Source organism: Streptomyces sp. NPDC029164 (assembly GCF_055563995.1).
Genome location: NZ_JBVHWW010000002.1, coordinates 15,077 through 32,920 on the forward strand (window position 1 = coordinate 15,077; position 17,844 = coordinate 32,920).

At 71.4% G+C, this 17,844-nt stretch carries 15 protein-coding genes and 1 pseudogene; 12 read left to right on the top strand and 4 right to left on the bottom strand.

The features are described from left to right. Positions 1 to 90 precede the first annotated feature (90 nt). Positions 91 to 1,617 carry a S1C family serine protease gene (locus tag ACZ4VT_RS02600; RefSeq protein ID WP_467945953.1) on the bottom strand — a complete coding sequence of 509 codons (1,527 nt, stop codon included), beginning with the start codon at positions 1,615 to 1,617 and terminating at the stop codon, positions 91 to 93. 237 nt (positions 1,618 to 1,854) lie between these two features. Here ACZ4VT_RS02600 and ACZ4VT_RS02605 point away from each other — a divergent pair, with 237 nt between their 5' ends. From ACZ4VT_RS02605 to ACZ4VT_RS02615, 3 genes and pseudogenes are all read left to right on the top strand, one after another. Then, on the top strand, positions 1,855 to 2,643 hold the full coding sequence (locus ACZ4VT_RS02605; RefSeq protein ID WP_467946414.1) for a glycerophosphodiester phosphodiesterase: 789 nt from the start codon (positions 1,855 to 1,857) through the stop codon (positions 2,641 to 2,643). Between the two features lie 85 nt (positions 2,644 to 2,728). Continuing rightward, positions 2,729 to 3,330, top strand: a pseudogene (locus tag ACZ4VT_RS02610) (ATP-binding protein). 239 nt (positions 3,331 to 3,569) lie between these two features. After that, positions 3,570 to 4,544, top strand: a complete 975-nt coding sequence (locus ACZ4VT_RS02615) for a DUF5926 family protein (RefSeq protein ID WP_362802711.1) — start codon at positions 3,570 to 3,572, stop codon at positions 4,542 to 4,544. Positions 4,545 to 4,724: 180 nt separating this feature from the next. Here the strand turns inward: ACZ4VT_RS02615 and ACZ4VT_RS02620 are convergent, their stop codons facing one another. Both ACZ4VT_RS02620 and ACZ4VT_RS02625 read right to left on the bottom strand, forming a co-directional pair. Continuing rightward, positions 4,725 to 5,300, bottom strand: coding sequence for a hypothetical protein (locus ACZ4VT_RS02620; RefSeq protein ID WP_467945954.1), 576 nt, complete (start codon positions 5,298 to 5,300; stop codon positions 4,725 to 4,727). A gap of 110 nt (positions 5,301 to 5,410) precedes the next feature. Continuing rightward, entirely contained in the window at positions 5,411 to 6,202 is a 792-nt protein-coding gene (locus ACZ4VT_RS02625) for a bifunctional DNA primase/polymerase (protein WP_467945956.1), read from the bottom strand. 407 nt (positions 6,203 to 6,609) lie between these two features. Here ACZ4VT_RS02625 and ACZ4VT_RS02630 point away from each other — a divergent pair, with 407 nt between their 5' ends. Both ACZ4VT_RS02630 and ACZ4VT_RS02635 read left to right on the top strand, forming a co-directional pair. Beyond that, positions 6,610 to 8,163 (top strand): PP2C family protein-serine/threonine phosphatase, encoded by a 1,554-nt coding sequence (locus tag ACZ4VT_RS02630; protein ID WP_467945958.1) that lies wholly within the window; start codon positions 6,610 to 6,612, stop codon positions 8,161 to 8,163. Positions 8,164 to 8,328: 165 nt separating this feature from the next. After that, positions 8,329 to 9,795 carry an aminopeptidase P family protein gene (locus ACZ4VT_RS02635; protein WP_467945960.1) on the top strand — a complete coding sequence of 489 codons (1,467 nt, stop codon included), beginning with the start codon at positions 8,329 to 8,331 and terminating at the stop codon, positions 9,793 to 9,795. A gap of 118 nt (positions 9,796 to 9,913) precedes the next feature. On the opposite strand, the gene ACZ4VT_RS02640 is transcribed toward ACZ4VT_RS02635, so the two are convergent. Continuing rightward, positions 9,914 to 10,357, bottom strand: coding sequence for an ATP-binding protein (locus tag ACZ4VT_RS02640; protein WP_351287916.1), 444 nt, complete (start codon positions 10,355 to 10,357; stop codon positions 9,914 to 9,916). A 225-nt stretch (positions 10,358 to 10,582) separates the two neighbouring features. On the opposite strand from ACZ4VT_RS02640, the gene ACZ4VT_RS02645 reads away from it, so the two are divergent. The 7 genes from ACZ4VT_RS02645 to pheA all read left to right on the top strand — a co-directional run bounded on the left by ACZ4VT_RS02645 (position 10,583) and on the right by pheA (position 17,783). Further along, on the top strand, positions 10,583 to 11,428 hold the full coding sequence (locus ACZ4VT_RS02645) for a hypothetical protein (protein WP_467945963.1): 846 nt from the start codon (positions 10,583 to 10,585) through the stop codon (positions 11,426 to 11,428). Between the two features lie 110 nt (positions 11,429 to 11,538). Next, on the top strand, positions 11,539 to 12,261 hold the full coding sequence (locus ACZ4VT_RS02650; protein WP_467945965.1) for a YcnI family copper-binding membrane protein: 723 nt from the start codon (positions 11,539 to 11,541) through the stop codon (positions 12,259 to 12,261). Between the two features lie 66 nt (positions 12,262 to 12,327). Then, complete coding sequence (locus ACZ4VT_RS02655) at positions 12,328 to 12,981, top strand: SCO family protein (protein WP_467945967.1); 654 nt, start codon at positions 12,328 to 12,330, stop codon at positions 12,979 to 12,981. Beyond that, complete coding sequence (locus tag ACZ4VT_RS02660) at positions 12,978 to 13,457, top strand: copper chaperone PCu(A)C (RefSeq protein ID WP_467945969.1); 480 nt, start codon at positions 12,978 to 12,980, stop codon at positions 13,455 to 13,457. The genes ACZ4VT_RS02655 and ACZ4VT_RS02660 overlap by 4 nt, the downstream gene beginning before the upstream one ends. Before the next feature lie 22 nt (positions 13,458 to 13,479). Beyond that, complete coding sequence (locus ACZ4VT_RS02665) at positions 13,480 to 15,522, top strand: copper resistance CopC/CopD family protein (protein WP_467945971.1); 2,043 nt, start codon at positions 13,480 to 13,482, stop codon at positions 15,520 to 15,522. Continuing rightward, positions 15,447 to 16,805: an iron uptake transporter deferrochelatase/peroxidase subunit gene (efeB, locus tag ACZ4VT_RS02670; RefSeq protein WP_467945973.1), complete on the top strand. Its 1,359-nt coding sequence runs from the start codon at positions 15,447 to 15,449 to the stop codon at positions 16,803 to 16,805. The genes ACZ4VT_RS02665 and efeB overlap by 76 nt, the downstream gene beginning before the upstream one ends. A 42-nt stretch (positions 16,806 to 16,847) precedes the next feature. Next, the gene (pheA, locus tag ACZ4VT_RS02675; protein ID WP_467945975.1) at positions 16,848 to 17,783 is read left to right on the top strand and encodes a prephenate dehydratase; all 936 of its coding nucleotides are present in this window, start codon (positions 16,848 to 16,850) and stop codon (positions 17,781 to 17,783) included. Positions 17,784 to 17,844: the final 61 nt, after the last annotated feature.

Sequence of the window (17,844 nt, forward strand, 5' to 3'; positions counted from 1 at the left end):
CAACGAAGCATAAGCGGACGTTGGAGGGGGCCGTGGGCAGATTCCGCCTACGGCCCCCTCCTCATCGGGCCACCGCCGTGGCCTGTGGTGCTACTTGTCGCCGACCCGCGAGCCGAGCGTGATGTCGACCGTCGTCGGCTTGCCGCTGCGCAGGTAGGTCAGCTTCACGGTGTCGCCGGGCTTGTACGTCCAGATCATGCTGATCAGGCTCGGGCCGCTGTCGACCGGCTTGCCGCCGAATTCGGTGATGACGTCGCCGGGCTTCAGACCGGCCTTGCCGGCGGGGCCGTTGGGGTCGACGAGCTCGTTGGCCGCCGCGCCCTGCTCGGAGATCTTGGCGCCCTCCGCCTTGGCCTGGAGGTCCACCGAGACCGAGATCACCGGGTAGACCGGCTTGCCCGTCTTGATCAGCGATTCGGCCACGTTCTTCGCCTGGTTGATCGGGATGGCGAAGCCGAGGCCGATGGAACCGGCCTGGCCGCCGCCGAAGCCACCGTTGCCGGCCGACTGGATCGCGGAGTTGATGCCGATGACCGCGCCGCGGCCGTCGAGGAGCGGGCCGCCGGAGTTGCCCGGGTTGATCGAGGCGTCCGTCTGGAGCGCGCTCATGTACGAGTTCTTGCTGCCGCTGCCGTCTCCGGAGGCGACCGGGCGGTTCTTGGCGCTGACGATGCCGGTGGTGACCGTGTTGGACAGGCCGAAGGGGGCACCGATCGCGATGGTCGAGTCGCCGACCGCGACCTTGTCGGAGTCGCCGAGCGGCAGCGGCTTGAGGCCGGCCGGCGGGTTCTTCAGCTTGAGGACCGCGACGTCGTAGCCCTGGGCGCGGCCCACCACCTCGGCGTCGTACTTCTTGCCGTCGGAGAAGGTCGCGAAGAGCTTGCCGCCGTTCGCGGCGGAGGCCACCACGTGGTTGTTGGTGAGGATGTGGCCCTGCTGGTCGTAGACGAACCCGGTGCCGGTGCCGCCCTCGCCGTCGCCGGCCGAGGCCTCGATGGTGACCACGCTGGGCAGTGCGCCCGCGGCCAGGCCGGCGATGGAGCCGGCTTCGCGCTTGAGGTCCTTGGGGGTGTTGGTCGCGCTGATCGTGGTCGAGCCGGTGCCGTTGTTGCTGCGCTCGGCGGCCCAGTAGCCGACGCTGCCGCCGATGCCGCCCGCGAGGAGGGCCGCCACGAGCACGCCCGCGATCAGGCCGCCCTTGCCCTTCGGCTTGGGCGCGGAGGCGCCGTCGGTGGTCAGGGGAGCGCCCCAGGCGCCGCCGTGACCGCCGCCGCCGTACGCCGGCACGGTGGGCGGCGGGGGCGGCCAGCCCTCGGCTCCGTGCGCGGCCTGGCCGGGAGCCTGGCCGTAGGCCGGGGCCGCCGGGGCGGGCGGGATCTGCTGGGTGTGCTCCGTGCCCGGCGCGGGCGTCGGCGGCAGTTGCTGGGTCGCCGGCTCGGCGGCCGCGTACCCCGGTGCCGGAGCGGCCGGGGCGGGCGCCGCGGCCTGCGGTGCGGCGTCGGCCGGCTGCGGAGCGGGCGCGGGTCCGGCCGCCTGCGTCTCGGAGGCCGGAGCAGGGGGTACGGACGGGGCCGCGGGGGGTGTGGGGGCCGCGGTGCCCTCGTTCTCGGTGCTCACAGCGCTCTCTCCTCGTCACACACGGCTTCGAAAAATCTCTGGCGATCGGTCCGACTGAACGTTCGACGTGTCGCACAAGTTCCTGGGCAAAGCCTTTCCCATGACCCGTCAGAGCACTGTAAGCCGGACCTGTGCATCTCTCCCCATTCTTTATATCCGACATTTCGGACGGATCCACAGGATGGACCTCGACGTCGGGGGCCCTCGCGGTGGCACGATGACCCGGTGACCCACGCAATGCCGCGCACCATCCAGGTCGTCGCCCACCGCGGCGCCTCGGAGGATGCCCCCGAGCACACCCTGGCCGCCTACCGCAAGGCGATCGAGGACGGCGCCGACGGCCTCGAATGCGATGTCCGGCTCACCGCCGACGGACACCTGGTCCTGGTCCACGACCGCCGGGTGAACCGGACCTCGAACGGCCGCGGCGCCGTCTCGGCCCTGGAGCTGGCCGATCTCGCCGCCCTCGACTTCGGCTCCTGGAAGGACCGCGAGGAGTCCCCCGACTGGGACGCGGACCCCGAACGGACCTCCGTCCTCACCCTGGAGCGCCTGCTGGAGCTCGTCTCCGACGCCGGCCGGCCGGTGCAGCTCGCGATCGAGACGAAGCACCCGACCCGCTGGGCCGGACAGGTGGAGGAGCGCCTCCTCTTCCTCCTCAAGCGCTTCGGACTGGACACGCCACCCGCCGGGGGGCCGCACCCGGTCCGCGTCATGAGCTTCTCCGCGCGCTCCCTGCACCGGGTGCGGGCGACCGCCCCGACGATCCCGACCGTGTACCTGATGCAGTTCATCTCGCCCCGGATGCGGGACGGGCGACTGCCGGCGGGAGTATCGATCGCCGGCCCCGGGATGCGGATCGTACGCAACCACCCCACCTACATCCGCAAGCTCCAGGACGCGGGCCACTCCGTACACGTATGGACAGTGAACGAGCCGGAAGACGTTCAGCTCTGCGCTGATCTAGGTGTGGAAGCGATCATCACGAACAGACCGCGTCAAGTTCTGTCCCAACTGGGGCGCTGACGTCCCGTTTTGCACACCCGTCACCCCTGGCCCACAAGTAACAGGGTGTGCTCCGGCGCATCCGTTCCGCATTCGTTCGGCATGAATGCGTCCGAGCGGCCTGCTTCGGCGGTTTCCGGTCCAGGCCATTGGGGCATCCAGACCATGCGTGGGGCTAAGGAGGTTCCGGGGGTGGCGTTGGTGGTGGCACAAGAAGTGCCCACGTCGTCGTGCGTGGACGTACGCCATGGTCCTGCGGGCGTGGGCGAGGCGAGACACCGGATGCGCGAACAACTGCGTATCAGCGGTGTGCCCGAATCGGTCGTGGACGATGCCGTACTGATCCTTTCCGAACTGCTCAGCAACGCCTGTCGACACGGCAGGCCCTTGGGCACACGGGAAGTCGGGGACGGGGAGATACGCGCCGCGTGGCGCGTCGACAGAGCGGGGCGGCTGACGGTCGAGGTCACGGACGGGGGCGGTCCCACCCGCCCTGTTCCTGCCACGCCCTCGGTCACCGCGCGCGGCGGCCGGGGGCTGAACATCATCAGCGCCCTTGCCCAGGACTGGGGTGTCCGGGACGGAGCGGCGGGCGAGGTCACCGTGTGGGTGGTCGTTGCCTGTGGGCCCCGGCACGACGATTTCGCTACGCGCGTTGCGCCCCCGGCGATCGACTTCAGCACGGCGTTCGACGACCTGGATCCCTGACCGCGGGATCCCTGACAGCACACAGCCCCGCAGCACGCGAGAAGCACAGCGAAAGCACAGCGAAAGCACAACGAGAAGCTCAGCGAACAGAACAGCAGTACCGGTCATCCGTACAGGCGGCCGTCCGGGAGCGCACGCCGACCGTGCTCCCGGCCGCACCCCACCGGTTCCGGCGGTACGAACGGCTAGGCTCGCGCCCAGACACGACGCCGTACCGCCGCAACCGGGAGACACGCACGATGGCCAAGAAGCGCCCCGCAGCCAAGACTGCAAAGCCGCAGCTCAACAACGGTGAGATCCCCGTTGTGGGCGCGCGCGAGCCCTGCCCCTGCGGATCCGGGCGCCGCTACAAGGCCTGCCACGGCGCAGCCGCCGCGCACGCCGTCACCGAGCACGTGCGCCGCCCGTTCGAGGGCCTGCCGGGCGAGTGCGACTGGGTCGCGCTGCGCGAGCTGGTGCCCGCCGCCACCGTCCCGCTGACCCTCAAGGGCGGTCTGCCCGAGGGCGTCCCCTCCGTCACGCTGGTGACCGTACTGCCCATGGCCTGGCCGGCGCTGCGCCGCGAGGACGGGTCCGTCCTCCTCGGCCTGCAGAACGAGTCGTCCAGCGGTGACCTCGGCCGCGACATGGCCGACACCCTGGAGCGCGCGCTCGTAGCGGAGCCCGGTACTCCGGTCGCTGCCCGCCGGGTTCCCGCCGAGGGTCCCCGACTTCAGGATCTCCTGGACACGGACGGCGGTTTCGAGCCGGTTGTGCACAGCGGCTTCGAATTCTGGATTCCGGAATCCGAGAGCGCGCAGAGCGCCTCCCCGGAGATCGCCGCCTCGCTGGAGCGCGCCAACGCGGCCGCCATTCCCACCGTCAAGCTGACCGGCGTGGACGCGGCCTACTGGTGCGAGACCCCGGACAAGAACCACCTGCGCTGGGTCATGCCGCACCCCGAGGAGAAGCTGCTCGACGCCCTCGCGCGGCTGCACGCGGCCGGCACGTCCTCGCTCGGCGAGGGCACGAAGCTCGTCGGTTCCTTCCGTGCGCACGGCCTCATGGTCCCCGTCTGGGACCTGCCCGTCGGGGTCACGGCCGACGACGTCGAGAAGCCCGCGGCGGAGCTCGCGGAGCGGCTGGCCGGGGCTCTGGCCACGGACGCCCCGCTGACCACGGAGGAGCGCCGGGCGCGCGGCGGACTCACCAACCGCCAGGTGACCCTCAGCTGATCGCGCGCACGCGCGGAGTCGGTGACCGGAGTCACAACTCCCGCTAACCGTCTGCAAATCGGTGTCTGAATATCAGAGATCGAATTTGCGAACAGGCGATCTCTTGTTACCGTTCTTGTAGCCCGGTCGCTGGTGCATCCCCCGTCGCCAGCGACCGGGCCCTTCCATTTACGGCGGTACTCAACCGTCACCCGGTACGGACGAGTTGCTTCCGGATCGCAGCAGCAGCTCTCCTTCATCATCCGGAACTGCAAACTCCGCTACGGCCGAGTAACTGTCCGGATCTCCGGCCGAGTCCTCCTTGGGCGTCTCGCACAGGCCCGGCTCGTCGCCCGCGCCGACCGCGCACCGGATCTGCACCGTGCGCCCGGCCGGGCCCATCATCGTCAGCACGGCATCCAGCGCGCGACCACTCGTGTTTCTGTAGTAACTCCGGCCCCACGTACGGCCCTCGCCGATCAGCACGCAGGTCTGCGCCTCCACCCCGTGCGGCGAGGACACTTCGGGGCCGCAGCGGGAATCGGTACGGGGCTGCTCGGCCGGACCCGGCTTCCCCGGCTCCACCGCCCCTCCCGCCGGCTGTGCGGGGGCCGCGGGGGAGACGCGGGGAGAGTCCGAAAGCCCGAGCGCCGAGAACAGGCCGCCGCCCTTTCCGTCATCCTGACCGGCAAAATCCGGCCCGGCGATCGCTCCGGCGAGCGGGAGCGACAAGATGATCAGCACACCGGCGCCGATACCGATCAGGCGGAGATTCATTCGCCGAAGATAGCGACGCGGGAATGGGGCACGGAGATCCCCGCGCCCGATTCCCCGCGAAACTCGTCCCGCTGGCACCCGTACGAGTGATCCGAAGACGCCCCTGCGGGTCAGTACGCGAGCCTGCTGCCGCCGCCCGGTGCGCCGCTGCTCGCCTCGACGAGCGCGTCCACGACCGCCTCGACCTCGGGCAGCCAGAGGTCCACCGCGCCCCGCGGCTGCGCCTCCACCGGTGACTGCTGCTGTGCCCGCCGTGGTTGCTGCTTCCGCTGCCGGGGCTGGGACGGGGGCTGGTGCCGGGACCACGGCTCCCGTTCCCAGCGCACCTGGCCACCACTGGACGCGGCGGACGGCGGCAGCAACAGGTAGCCGCCCTCGCCGTGGAAGCGCAGCGAGGAGGGCACGTGGTCCTTCGCGTACAGGAGTTCGCCGAGCCGCTCCAGCGAATACGGCGCCACCAGCAGCGACCAGCGGGTGGGCGTGGCCACGACCGGACCGAGCCGCATGCCCTGCGCGTCCAGTCGTACGAGCGCCCGTGCGGCCGCACCGGCCGGCAGGCTCACCGCGCACGGGGCGGTCCCGCCGGTGGCCATCAGAACGGGGGCGGTGGGCCGGTTGGTCCACCACCAGGCCACCATCCGGGGGTCGGTGGTGGCGGCCATCAGTCCGGGGTCGAAGGGGTGGGCGCCGGGGACGACGCAGTCGGGATCGGGGCAGGCGCACCGCGAGCCGTCAGTGGCGGACCGGCCGACACCGGGCAGGACGGGCCACTGCCATGTGGTGGCGCAGACGAGCGCCGCATCGAGGAGAGCGGACGCGGTGCCGCTCTGTCCCGCGTCGGGGCGCAGGGATTGAAAGCGATCGCGGAGCCGCTGGAGACGCCTTCCGAGGATCTCGCGCATGAGCGCTCGTTCCTTTCCGTTGAACGCCGAGGGCCACATCACACCATGTAACCGGTGTCTCACCACACGTACAGGTTTCGCGTCACTGTCCGCCAGAAGCAGGTTCACACGGTTCGTGCAGTTTTCTTACGGGTCCATCAAACGTCCGGCGGGGGCGGAGCGCGACCCGCGCCGACGGCCGAGACCGGCTGCCGCCGCTAAGGACGACGGCCCGTGCCGGGTGGTTCCCATCGGTTCCCGACGGCACCAACTCACCCCGGGTGCCACCGAATACGTACCCGAGCCCCCTGCGACGCCCGCTCAGTCGACCTTAAAAACCGACCGCTTCCAGCTTTTTCCGGCCAAGTTCTAGCCTTGGCTCGACCGTGAGTTGCCGTCCCACGGACACCAGGATTCCCACCTGGGCAATGCTGGACATGCATCCACGTCTGCGTGTAGATGTGGATTCCTTGATGGCGGCGCAGCACGATCTGGGGGTTTGCGATGCTATATGGCGAATCGCACCAGGTGGAAAGGCGGACGCCATGAGCGCCCCGCATCTGCCGAAAGTGGCTGGAATCGATCCAGCAGTTACCGCGTCACCGCACACTGCGGCGCCCGTGCCCGCCCGCACCACCCCCGCACCGGCCCCGCCGCCCGGCCCGGGCAGCGTCATCCAGGACCGGCTGGCGGGCATGGTCTCGGATCTCACCACCCTGCACGAGCTCACTGAGCGGCTGGCCCGCACCTGTGACCTCGACACCTCCCTCCACGAGTTCCTGCGCGCCGGAGCCGCACTCGTCGGCGCCCGCCGCGGACTGATCGTCCTGGAGCCCTCCGACGGGCTCGGCCCCACCAGCACGATCGGCCTCGGTCTCGGCCACGCCGAACTCGGCCACATCGAGACCGTGCCGCGCAGCGCGACCTCGTACGGCCGCATCCTCGACGGACTGCCCGACGCCCACGGCGGCTCCGAGGTCCTCCCCGAACCGGGCGAGCCCCCCGGCACGGGTGGCTTCGCCGCCCCCGTCGACCCCCGGCACCGCGAGGTCGCGGCCCGTCTCGGGTACGCCGCCAGCTACGCGCTCCCACTGACCGCCGAGGCCACCGGCCGGCTCGGCGCCGCCGTCTGGCTCTACGACGAGCAGGCCGAGCCGAGCGACCGCCAGCGCGACCTCGCCGGGCTGTACGTCCGGCACGCCGCCGAGCACCTGGCCCGGATGCTGGAGGTGGAGCGCTTCCGCTCGCGCCTGGCGACCGTCGCCGAGGAACTGCTGCCCAGCCGGCTCCCCCGGATCCCCGGGGTGCAGCTCGCGGCCCGCCACCACACGGGGCCGCGCGGCGGGGGCGACTGGTACGACGCCCTGCCGCTGCCCGAGGGCGCCCTCGGGCTGGCCGTCGGCTCCGTCACCGGATCGGGGCCGAGCGCCGTCGCCGCCATGGGGAGGCTGCGCGCGTCGCTGCGCGCCTACGCCGTCATGGAGGGCGAGGACCCGGTGGCGGTGCTGTCCGACCTGGAGCTGCTGCTGCGCCTCACGGAGCCGGCGCGCTCGGCCACCGCGCTCTTCGCCTACTGCGAACCGGCCGGGGGCCCGCACTCCGACGGCCAGGGCCACAAGATCATCCTGGCCGGCGCCGGGCACACCCCGCCGCTCCTCATCGGCGAGCACCGCACCGAGTACGTGGAGACCTCGCTCTCCGCTCCGCTGGGCATGCTGTCCTGCTGGGAGGCTCCGAGCGTGGAGATCGAACCCGCACCCGGAGAAACGGTGCTGCTCTACACCGACGGGCTGCTGCACCACACCGGAGACCCGATGGACCGGGCCTACGCGCGGCTCCACGCGGCGGCCGCAGGCGCGCCCCGCGGCGCCCGGGAGGACCCGGCGGCCCTGTGCGAGCACATCCTGCGGACCGTGCTGCCCGACGGGGAGCCGGCCGACGCCCCCGAGGACATCGTGCTGCTCGCAGCCCGTTTCGAGTGAGCTGTCGCGAGTGAGCTGCTCCGGGTAGGCCGCTGTGCGTCCTCCCGGACCGGTCCACCGTCCGTATCGTGACGGACGGCACGATTCGGACCGGGTCTCTCCGCACACGCATACGATGGATGCGGTCCACACCCAGGTCCGTACCGTCGTAGCTGAGGAGAAGACGTGGCTGACGAGCTCACCCCGGAGACCCCGGAAGAAGAGCAGCCCAAGAAGACGCACAAGCAGCGCAAGAACGGTCTGTACCCGGGCGTCAGCGACGAACTCGCCGAAAGCATGCGCACCGGCTGGGCCGACACCGAGCTGCACGGGCTGGAGCCCATCGCCCAGGCCGGGCACACCGCCGACCGCCGCGCCGCGCTGTCCGCACGCTTCCCCGGTGAGCGCCTCGTCGTCCCCGCCGGCCGGCTGAAGACCCGCTCGAACGACACCGAGTACCCCTTCCGCGCCTCGACCGAGTACGCGTACCTCACCGGTGACCAGACCGAGAACGGCGTCCTGGTCCTGGAGCCCACCGGGCCCGCCGGACACACCGCCACCGTCTACCTGCTGCCGCGCTCCGACCGGGAGAACGGCGAGTTCTGGCTGTCGGGCCAGGGCGAGCTGTGGGTCGGCCGCCGCCACTCCCTCACCGAGGCCGAGCAGCTCCTGGGCATTCCCGCCAGTGACGTGCGCGAGCTCGCCGGGGCCCTCACCGAGGCCGAGGGCCCGGTCCGGTGCGTCCGCGGCCACGACTCCGTGATCGAGTCCGCTCTCACCGACAAGGTGACCAAGGAGCGCGACGACGAGCTGCGCGTCTACCTCTCCGAGGCCCGCGCCGTGAAGGACGCCTTCGAGATCGGCGAGCTGCAGAAGGCCGTCGACTCCACCGTCCGCGGCTTCGAGGACGTCGTGAAGGTCCTGGACAAGGCCGAGGCCACCTCCGAGCGCTACATCGAGGGCACCTTCTTCCTGCGTGCCCGCGTCGAGGGCAACGACGTCGGCTACGGCTCCATCTGCGCCGCCGGCCCGCACGCCTGCACCCTGCACTGGGTCCGCAACGACGGCGACGTCCGCTCCGGCGACCTGCTGCTGCTCGACGCCGGTGTGGAGACGCACTCCCTCTACACCGCCGACGTCACGCGCACGCTGCCGATCAACGGCACGTACACCGACATCCAGCGCAAGGTCTACGACGCGGTCTACGCATCCCAGGAAGCCGGCATCGCCGCGGTGAAGCCGGGCGCGAAGTTCCGCGACTTCCACGACGCCTCCCAGCACGTGCTGGCCGAGAAGCTCGTCGAGTGGGGTCTGCTGGAGGGCCCGGTCGAGCGCGTCCTGGAGCTTGGCCTGCAGCGCCGCTGGACCCTGCACGGCACCGGCCACATGCTCGGCATGGACGTCCACGACTGCGCTGCCGCGCGCACCGAGGCGTACGTCGACGGCACGCTGGAGCCGGGCATGTGCCTGACCGTCGAGCCGGGTCTCTACTTCCAGGCCGACGACCTGACCGTGCCGGAGGAGTACCGCGGCATCGGCGTCCGGATCGAGGACGACATCCTCGTCACGGAGGACGGCAACCGGAACCTGTCGGCCGGGCTGCCCCGCACCTCGACCGAGGTCGAGGCCTGGATGGCGCGCCTCAAGGGCTGACGCCTCCGCCGGGTGCTCTTCGGTGGGTGCTCTTCGGTGGGTGCTCTTCGGTGGTTGCTCTTCGGTGGTTGCTCTTCGGTGGGCGGGATCCCCTACAGGGTCCCGCCCATCACCTTCTCTAGGACACCTTCAGCAGCGCGTCGTCGCGCCACTTCAGCATCTTGTCGAAGCTCACCACCGCGCCGCGGCCGGGCCGGTTGCGGAAACGGACGTGGTCGGCGAGTTCGGCGATCAGGTCGAGGCCCCGGCCGTGTTCGGCCAGGGAGGGTCTGCGGCGGGGTTCCGTCGCGGGCGGGAACCCCGGACCGGAATCGGTCACCTCGATGCGGCAGCGGTCCCCGTCCAGGTAGGCCGTGACGTGGTACGCCGCGGTCTCTTCCGGAAGGTCACCGCCCCCGCCGTGCTCCACGGCGTTCGCACACGCCTCGCTCAGCGCCACCGAGAGGTCGAAGGAGATGTCCGGGTCCACCCCCGCGGTCTCCATGGTCCCCAGCAGCAATCGCCTGGCGAGCGGCACGCTCGCGGCTTCGCGCCTCAAGTGGAGAGACCACCAGATGCTCATACGGATACCTATTGCCGCCCGCGGGGGGCCGTAAGCGCCCTGCGGCCGTCCGAGACCGCATTGCCCTCGTTCGGCCGATGCGGCTCTCCAGGGGAGCGGTGTATGCGTTCCCCGGGCACGCACCCGCCCGGGGCCGGGGCCGGACGGTCTGCGCAGAGGGGACCATGTGGACCTTCCGGACCTGCCGTATGGACGCCCTAAGCGCAGTGCGATGATGGCCCGGCCATGTCCGACCCCCACGCGACGCACGCCGGAGCCGGCCTCCGGCTCATCCGGGCCGCGGTGTTCACCGCGGTCTGCGTCGTGCTGTCCGCGGCCGGGCACGCGCTGGCGTCCTGCGCCACCGTGCCCTGGTGGTCCTTGTGCATCGGCTTCCTCGCCGTCTTCACGGTCGCGGCCTCGCTCGCCGGCCGCCGGCGCACACTGCCCGGCATCGCCGCCGGGCTCGCGACCGGACAACTGGCCCTGCACGCCCTGTTCGGCCTCGGCCAGCACAGCACCGTGGCCGCGCAGCCACCGGCCGGCGCCTCCGACAGCTCGCTCGCGGCGCTCGCCGCCCGGCTGGTCTGCGGCGGCAACTCCGTACCGCTCAGCCAGGCCGACGCCCGGCAGATTCTGGAGGCCGCGGGCCTGGACCCGGCCGCCCTGGCCCAGCAGGCCGGGCAGGTCGCCACGGCCGGACAGGTCGCCGCGCAGGGACACAGCGCCCACGCGCACGTGGCCCAAGCCGCCGCCACGACCCCGGCGACGGGCCTGTTCAGCCCCGCCATGCTGCTCGGCCACCTGCTGGCGGCACTCGCCGCCGGTTGGCTGCTCGGCCGCGGCGACGCCGCGCTCTTCCGCCTCGTGGAGCTGTCCCGCCTCTCCGCCGAAGCCGCCGCCCCGGTACGTCCGCTGCGCGCCGCCCTCGCCTTCGTACGGGCCCTCGGCGCCGGTCTTCCGGGCGTGCCCGCCCGGCTTCCGCGGGCCCCGCGCACCGGCTCCGACCCGGCCGCCCACACCGGCCGGGAAGCACTCCAGCACACGGTGATCAGACGCGGGCCGCCCACGGCCCTCGCCCTCGCAGCCTGACGCGGCACCCTCCTCCCCGGGACACACGGTGGGAGCTTCGGTGCCGCGAACTCCGCGCGCGCCCGTGCGCGGAGCCACCGTCACCACTGCTTCCGTGGAGTGTTTCTGCCATGAAGACCTCTCGCGTCTCCTTCGCCGCCGCGCTCGCCGCCGGCTCCGTTCTCGTCCTGTCCGGTACCGCCTTCGCGCACGTCGGCGTGCAGCCCGTCGGAGAGGCCGCCAAGGGTGGCTACGCGACGCTCAACTTCAAGGTCCCCAACGAGCGCGACAACGCTTCGACCACGCAGCTCGAGGTCAACTTCCCGGTCGACCAGCCGCTCACGTCGGTCATGCCGCAGGACATCCCCGGCTGGACGTCCACCGTCGAGAAGACGAAGCTCGACAAGCCGCTGACCGTGCACGGCAAGCAGGTCAACGAGGTCGTCACCAAGGTGACCTGGTCCGGCGGCAAGATCGAGCCCGGCAAGTTCCAGCAGTTCCCGGTCTCCGTCGGCAAGCTGCCCGAGAGCGCCGACCAGATGGTCTTCAAGTCCATCCAGACCTATGACAACGGCGAGGTCGTCCGCTGGATCGAGGAGGCCAAGGAAGGTGCCGCGGAGCCTCAGACCCCGGCTCCCGTCCTGAAGCTGACCGCCGCGAAGGGCGACGACCACCACAGCGACGCCAAGGCCGACGAGGCGAAGAACGCCGAGAAGGACGCCGGGCACGGCCACGACGAGGCCGCCGCCAAGCACGGCTCCGACACCACCGCGCGCGTCCTCGGCGTCGCCGGCATCGTCATCGGACTCGGCGGGGTCGCCTTCGGCGTTGCCTCGCGCCGTCGCTCCGCCTGACCTTCGGCGCCCTTGCGCGCCACCGCTCCGCATCCGAACCATCCCCGATCCCAGGGACTCCTCTCCATGCGCACCACACGTGTGACGGCCGCCGCTCTCCTCGCAGCGGCCGCACTCACCCTCACCGCCTGCGGCGGCGAGCCCGCCAAGTCCGGCTCGGTCACCCAGATCGCCGGCGGTCAGAACAACGCCAAGGCCGCGACCGTCCTGGACCGCCCCTTCAACAAGCCGGAGCTCGTCCTCACGGACACCACCGGCAAGCCGTGGAACCTGCGTGAGCAGACCAAGGGCAAGCCCACGCTGATCTACTTCGGCTACACCCACTGCCCCGACGTGTGCCCCCTGACGATGAGCAACATCGCCGTCGCGAAGAAGGCACTCCCCAAGACCGACCAGGACAACCTCCGGGTCGTCTTCGTCACCACCGACCCCGAACGGGACACTCCCGAGTCCCTCGACTCGTGGCTCAAGGCGCAGGACCCGTCCTTCGTCGGGCTCACCGGGGACTTCGCCACCATCCAGGCCGCGGCGCGCACGCTCGGCATCGGCATAGAGGCAGCCACGAAGGATCCCAACGGCGACGTCGTCTCCATGCACGGAGCCCAGGTCATCGCGTTCTCTCCCAAGACCGACGAGGGCTACGTCCTCTACGGCGAGGGCACCACCGTCGACGACTACACCAAGGACCTGCCGAAGCTCGTCAAGGGAGAGACCCCGTGAACGCCCGCACCAACCGCACCCTCGCCGCCGCCCTCTCCCTGACGGCGGCCCTCGCCCTCTCCGGCTGCTCGGGCGACAGCGAGCCGAAGATGGCGGTCAGCGGCGCGTTCATGCCCCAGCCCGTGAACGACAAGATGGCCGGCGCCTTCATGGTCATCAAGAACAACACCGAGACCGCCGACAAGCTCACCGGCGCCACCTCCCCGCTCTCGGGCGATCTACAGATCCACGAGACCAAGGACCAGAAGATGCAGCAGGTCCAGGCGATGGACGTGCCGGCGAACGGCGAGCTCCGGCTGGAGCGCGGCGGCAGCCACATCATGTTCATGGGACTCAAGAACGCGCCGAACGTCGGGGACAAGGTCACCGTCGAGCTCCGCTTCGAGAAGGCCGGCCCCGTCAAGGTCGAGCTGGACGTGAAGGAGCGGACGTACGACGCGCAGACTCCGAAATCCACGGCTGGCAAAGCCCACTGACGGACCGAGGAACTGACACGCCATGACGGCCACCGCCCCCGCCCCCTCCACGGCCCGCGCCCGTGCCACGGCATTCCTGCCACGGCTCGCGCTGGTCCTCGCAGCCCTGCTGGCAACCCTGTTCACCGCGGCCGCACCGGCCACGGCGCACGCCGCACTCACCGCGAGCGACCCCAAGGACGGGGCGGTGGTCGCCACGGCGCCCGCCCAGGTCACGCTCTCCTTCTCGGAGCAGGTCGCACTGGGCGACGACTCCATCCGCGTCCTCGACCCCCAGGGCCGGCGGGTGGACACCGGTGAGCTGCGCGACATGTGCAGCGGGAACACCGTCCGCTACGGCACCGCCCTGCACACCGGCCTGCCCGACGGCACCTACACCGTCGCCTGGCAGGCCGTCTCGGCCGACAGCCACCCGATCTCCGGTGCCTTCACCTTCTCCATCGGCGCGCCCTCGGCCACCGATGTCACCCTGCCCACCGCACAGGCGGGCGGTCGACCCGTCGGCATCGCGTACGGGATCGCCCGGTACGCCGCCTACGCCGGCTTCACCGTCCTCGTGGGCGGCGCCGCCTTCATCCTGCTGTGCTGGCGCCGGGGCGCCGCCGAACGGCCGCTCCAGAAGCTCGTCGTGCGCGCCTGGGTCACCCTGACCACTGCCACGCTCGTGATGCTGATGCTCCGCACTCCGTACACGGGCTCCGGTAAGTTCGCCGACGCCTTCGACCTGGACGGGCTCCGGACCGTCCTGGAAACCAAGACCGGCGCCTCGCTCGTCTCCCGGCTGCTCTTGTTGGGCGCCGCCGCCCTGTTCGTCGCGGTCCTCTTCGGCGTCTACGCGCGCCGGGTGCGGGGTGCCGGGCCCGAGGAAGAGGCGCACGCGTCCGAGGCGCACGAAGAGGAGGCGCTCAAGGAGGCGCACGAGCAGGCCAGAGCCACCAACGACCTCACCTTCGGCCTGGCCATCGGTGGCGCCGTCGTCGCCGGCGGCATCGCCGCCACCTGGGCCCTCTCGGAGCACGCCTCCACCGGGATCCAGCCCGGAATCGCCATGCCGGCCGACATCCTGCACCTGCTGGCCGTCGCCACCTGGCTCGGCGGTCTCGCCGCGCTGCTCGTCGCGCTCCACAAGGTCCCGGGAATGGAGCGCGCGGCCGTCCGGCGCTTCTCCACGGTCGCCTTCGTCAGCGTCCTGGTGCTCGCCGTCACCGGCGTCTACCAATCCTGGCGCCAGCTCGGCAGCTGGTCCGCCCTCACCGGCACCGACTACGGACAGCTGTTGCTTGTGAAGGTCGGCCTCGTCGCCGTCCTCCTCACCGTCGCCTACCTGTCCCGGAAGTGGACCGCACGGCTCGCCGATTCCCCCGAGGCAACCGAGGCCGCCCCCGCTGAAGTGGCCGGGCCGGCCGATGTTTCACGTGAAACAGGCTCCGACGACCTGGACGGCTCCGATGTTTCACGTGAAACAGAGCCCGTCACCGTCCCGGCGGACCCGGAGCGCGCCGCCCAGCTCGCCCGGCAGCGCGCCGCCCGTGAGAGCGCGCGCGAGAAGCAGGTCCGTGACGCCGACCCCAACCGCGCCGGCCTGCGCCGCTCCGTCCTCGCCGAAGCGGGCATCGCCGTGATCCTGCTCGCCGTCACCACGGTGCTCACCAGCACCGAGCCCGGGCGCACCGTGGAGCAGGAGGCCGGCCGCGGCAGTGCCGGCGCCCCCGCCGTCCCCGACCGCGCCGTCAAGATCACCCTGCCGTTCGACACCGGCGGTCAGAACGGCAAGGGGTCCGTCCGGCTCGAGCTCGACCCGGGCCGGGTCGGCGCCAACACCCTGCATCTCTGGGCCGACTCCGGCGACGGCACGCCCTTCGGCCTCCCCGAGATCAAGGTCGCCTTCACCCTCCCGGCCAAGGACATCGGTCCCCTGCCGCTCGTCCCCGAACAGGCCGCCCCCGGGCACTGGACCGCGTCCGGTGTCCAGCTGCCGCTCGCCGGAGAATGGCGCATCGACGTGACCGTCCGTACCTCCGACATCGACCAGACCACCGTGCAGAAGACAGTGAAGATCGGCTGAGCAGCGTGACCGAGAGCAACCCCGACATCGAGATCTCCCGGCGCCGGCTGCTGGGCACCGTCGGCGCCGCGGGCGCCGCCGGACTCGCGCTCGGCGCCGCCGGCGGCGCGCTCGCGCACTCCGCGCTCGCCGACTCCGGGAGCGGCTCCGCCCCGAGCAGCGCCGGAAGCCTGTCCTCCCTCGGCGCCACCAAGGTGGCCTTCCAGGGAGACCACCAGGCCGGCATCATCACGCCCCTGCAGGCCAAGGGGCACCTCATCGCCTTCGACCTCACCGCCGGGGCAGGCCGGACCGAGGCCTCCGCGCTGCTGCGACGCTGGTCGGACACCGCACGGCGGCTCATGGCCGGTGAGACTGCCGCGACCTCCGACAGTGGTATCGCCCTGGATGCCGGTCCGTCCTCGCTCACCGTCACCTTCGGCTTCGGCCACTCCTTCTTCGAGCGCACCGGCCTCGCCGCCCGCCGCCCCGCCGCCCTCGACCCCCTGCCGGACTTCTCCTCCGACCGGCTCGACGCCCAGCGCAGCAACGGCGACCTGTGGGTCCAGATCGGCGCGAACGACGGACTCGTCGCCTTCCACGCGCTGCGCGCACTGCAGAAGGATGCCGGGGACGCCGCACGCGTCCGCTGGCAGATGAACGGCTTCAACCGGTCCCCCGGAGCCACCGGTACTCCGATGACCGCCCGCAACCTCATGGGTCAGATCGACGGCACCGGCAATCCGAAGCCCTCACAGCCCGACTTCGACAAGCGGATCTTCGTCCCCGCGGCGGGCCCGGGACCGGCCGAGCACGCCTGGATGGCCGGGGGCTCGTACGCCGTCGTACGGCGCATCCGCATGCTGCTCGACGACTGGGACAAGCAGTCGCTCGCCCAGCAGGAGCAGGTCATAGGCCGTACCAAGGCCACCGGCGCGCCGCTGACCGGTGGCACGGAGACCACCGAGATGGCCCTCGACAAACTCGGCGCCGACGGCAAGCCGGTGATCCCGTCCAACGCGCACGCCCGGATCTCCGCCCCCGCACAGAACGGCGGGGCGGCCATGCTGCGCCGTCCCTTTTCCTTCCACGACGGGATCGGCTCCGACGGCACGCCGGACGCCGGGCTCCTCTTCGTCTGCTGGCAGGCCGACCCGCTGCGCGGGTTCGTGCCCGTCCAGCGCAAGCTGGACCGCGGGGACGCCTTGTCTGCGTTCATCCGGCACGAGTCCAGCGGCCTCTACGCGGTTCCGCCCGGCCCCCGCAACGGCGAATACGTGGGGCAGCGGCTGCTCGAAGGATGAACAGGACCGCGCTGTGCGTGGCCCCGGCATTACGCTGATCGCATGTCAGCCACCCGCTTCACGTATCTCGGTCCCGAGGGCACTTTCACCGAGGCCGCCCTGCGCACCCTGCCGGAAGCCGCGACCCGGGAGCTCATCCCGATGGTGTCGGTTCCGGCCGCCCTGGACGCCGTGCGCAACGGCGAGGCGGCCGCCGCCCTCGTCCCGATCGAGAACTCGGTTGAGGGCGGGGTCACCGCCACGCTCGACGAGCTGGCCTCGGGCGAACCGCTGATGATCTACCGCGAGGTGCTGCTGCCCATCGCTTTCGCGCTGCTCGTGCGGCCCGGGACCGCCCTGTCGGACGTCAAGACCGTCACGGGGCACCCGGTCGCCCAGCCTCAGGTGCGCAACTGGCTGCGGGCTAACCTGCCCGACGCGGTGTGGGAGTCGGCCGCCTCGAACGCCGACGGCGCCCGACTGGTCCAGGAGGGCCGCTTCGACGCCGCTTTCGCGGGCGAGTTCGCCGCTGCCACCTACGGGCTCGTCCCGCTGGTCACCGAGATCCACGACGCGGAGAACGCCGAGACCCGGTTCGTACTCGTGGGACGCCCCGCGCGGCCCGCCGCGCCGACCGGCGCCGACAAGACCTCCGTCGTGCTGTGGCTGGGCGACGACCACCCCGGTGCGCTGCTGGAGCTCCTCCAGGAGTTCGCGGTCCGCGGCGTCAACCTGATGCTGATCCAGTCCCGTCCAACGGGACAGGGCATCGGCAACTACTGCTTCGCCGTCGACGCCGAGGGCCACATCTCGGACCGACGGGTCAGCGAGGCGCTGATGGGCCTCAAGCGGACCTGCCCCCAGGTCCGCTTCCTCGGGTCCTATCCGCGTGCCGGCGTTGCTCACAGTGATGTGAGGGCACCTCGCGCCGGAACCTCCGACGGTGACTTCACGGACGCCTCCGACTGGCTGACGCGCTGCCTCGACGGCCGCGCGTAGGGGTTCGTCACCGCCCCCGTCCACTGTCCACAGAGTTATCCACAGGGCGAGATGGGGACCT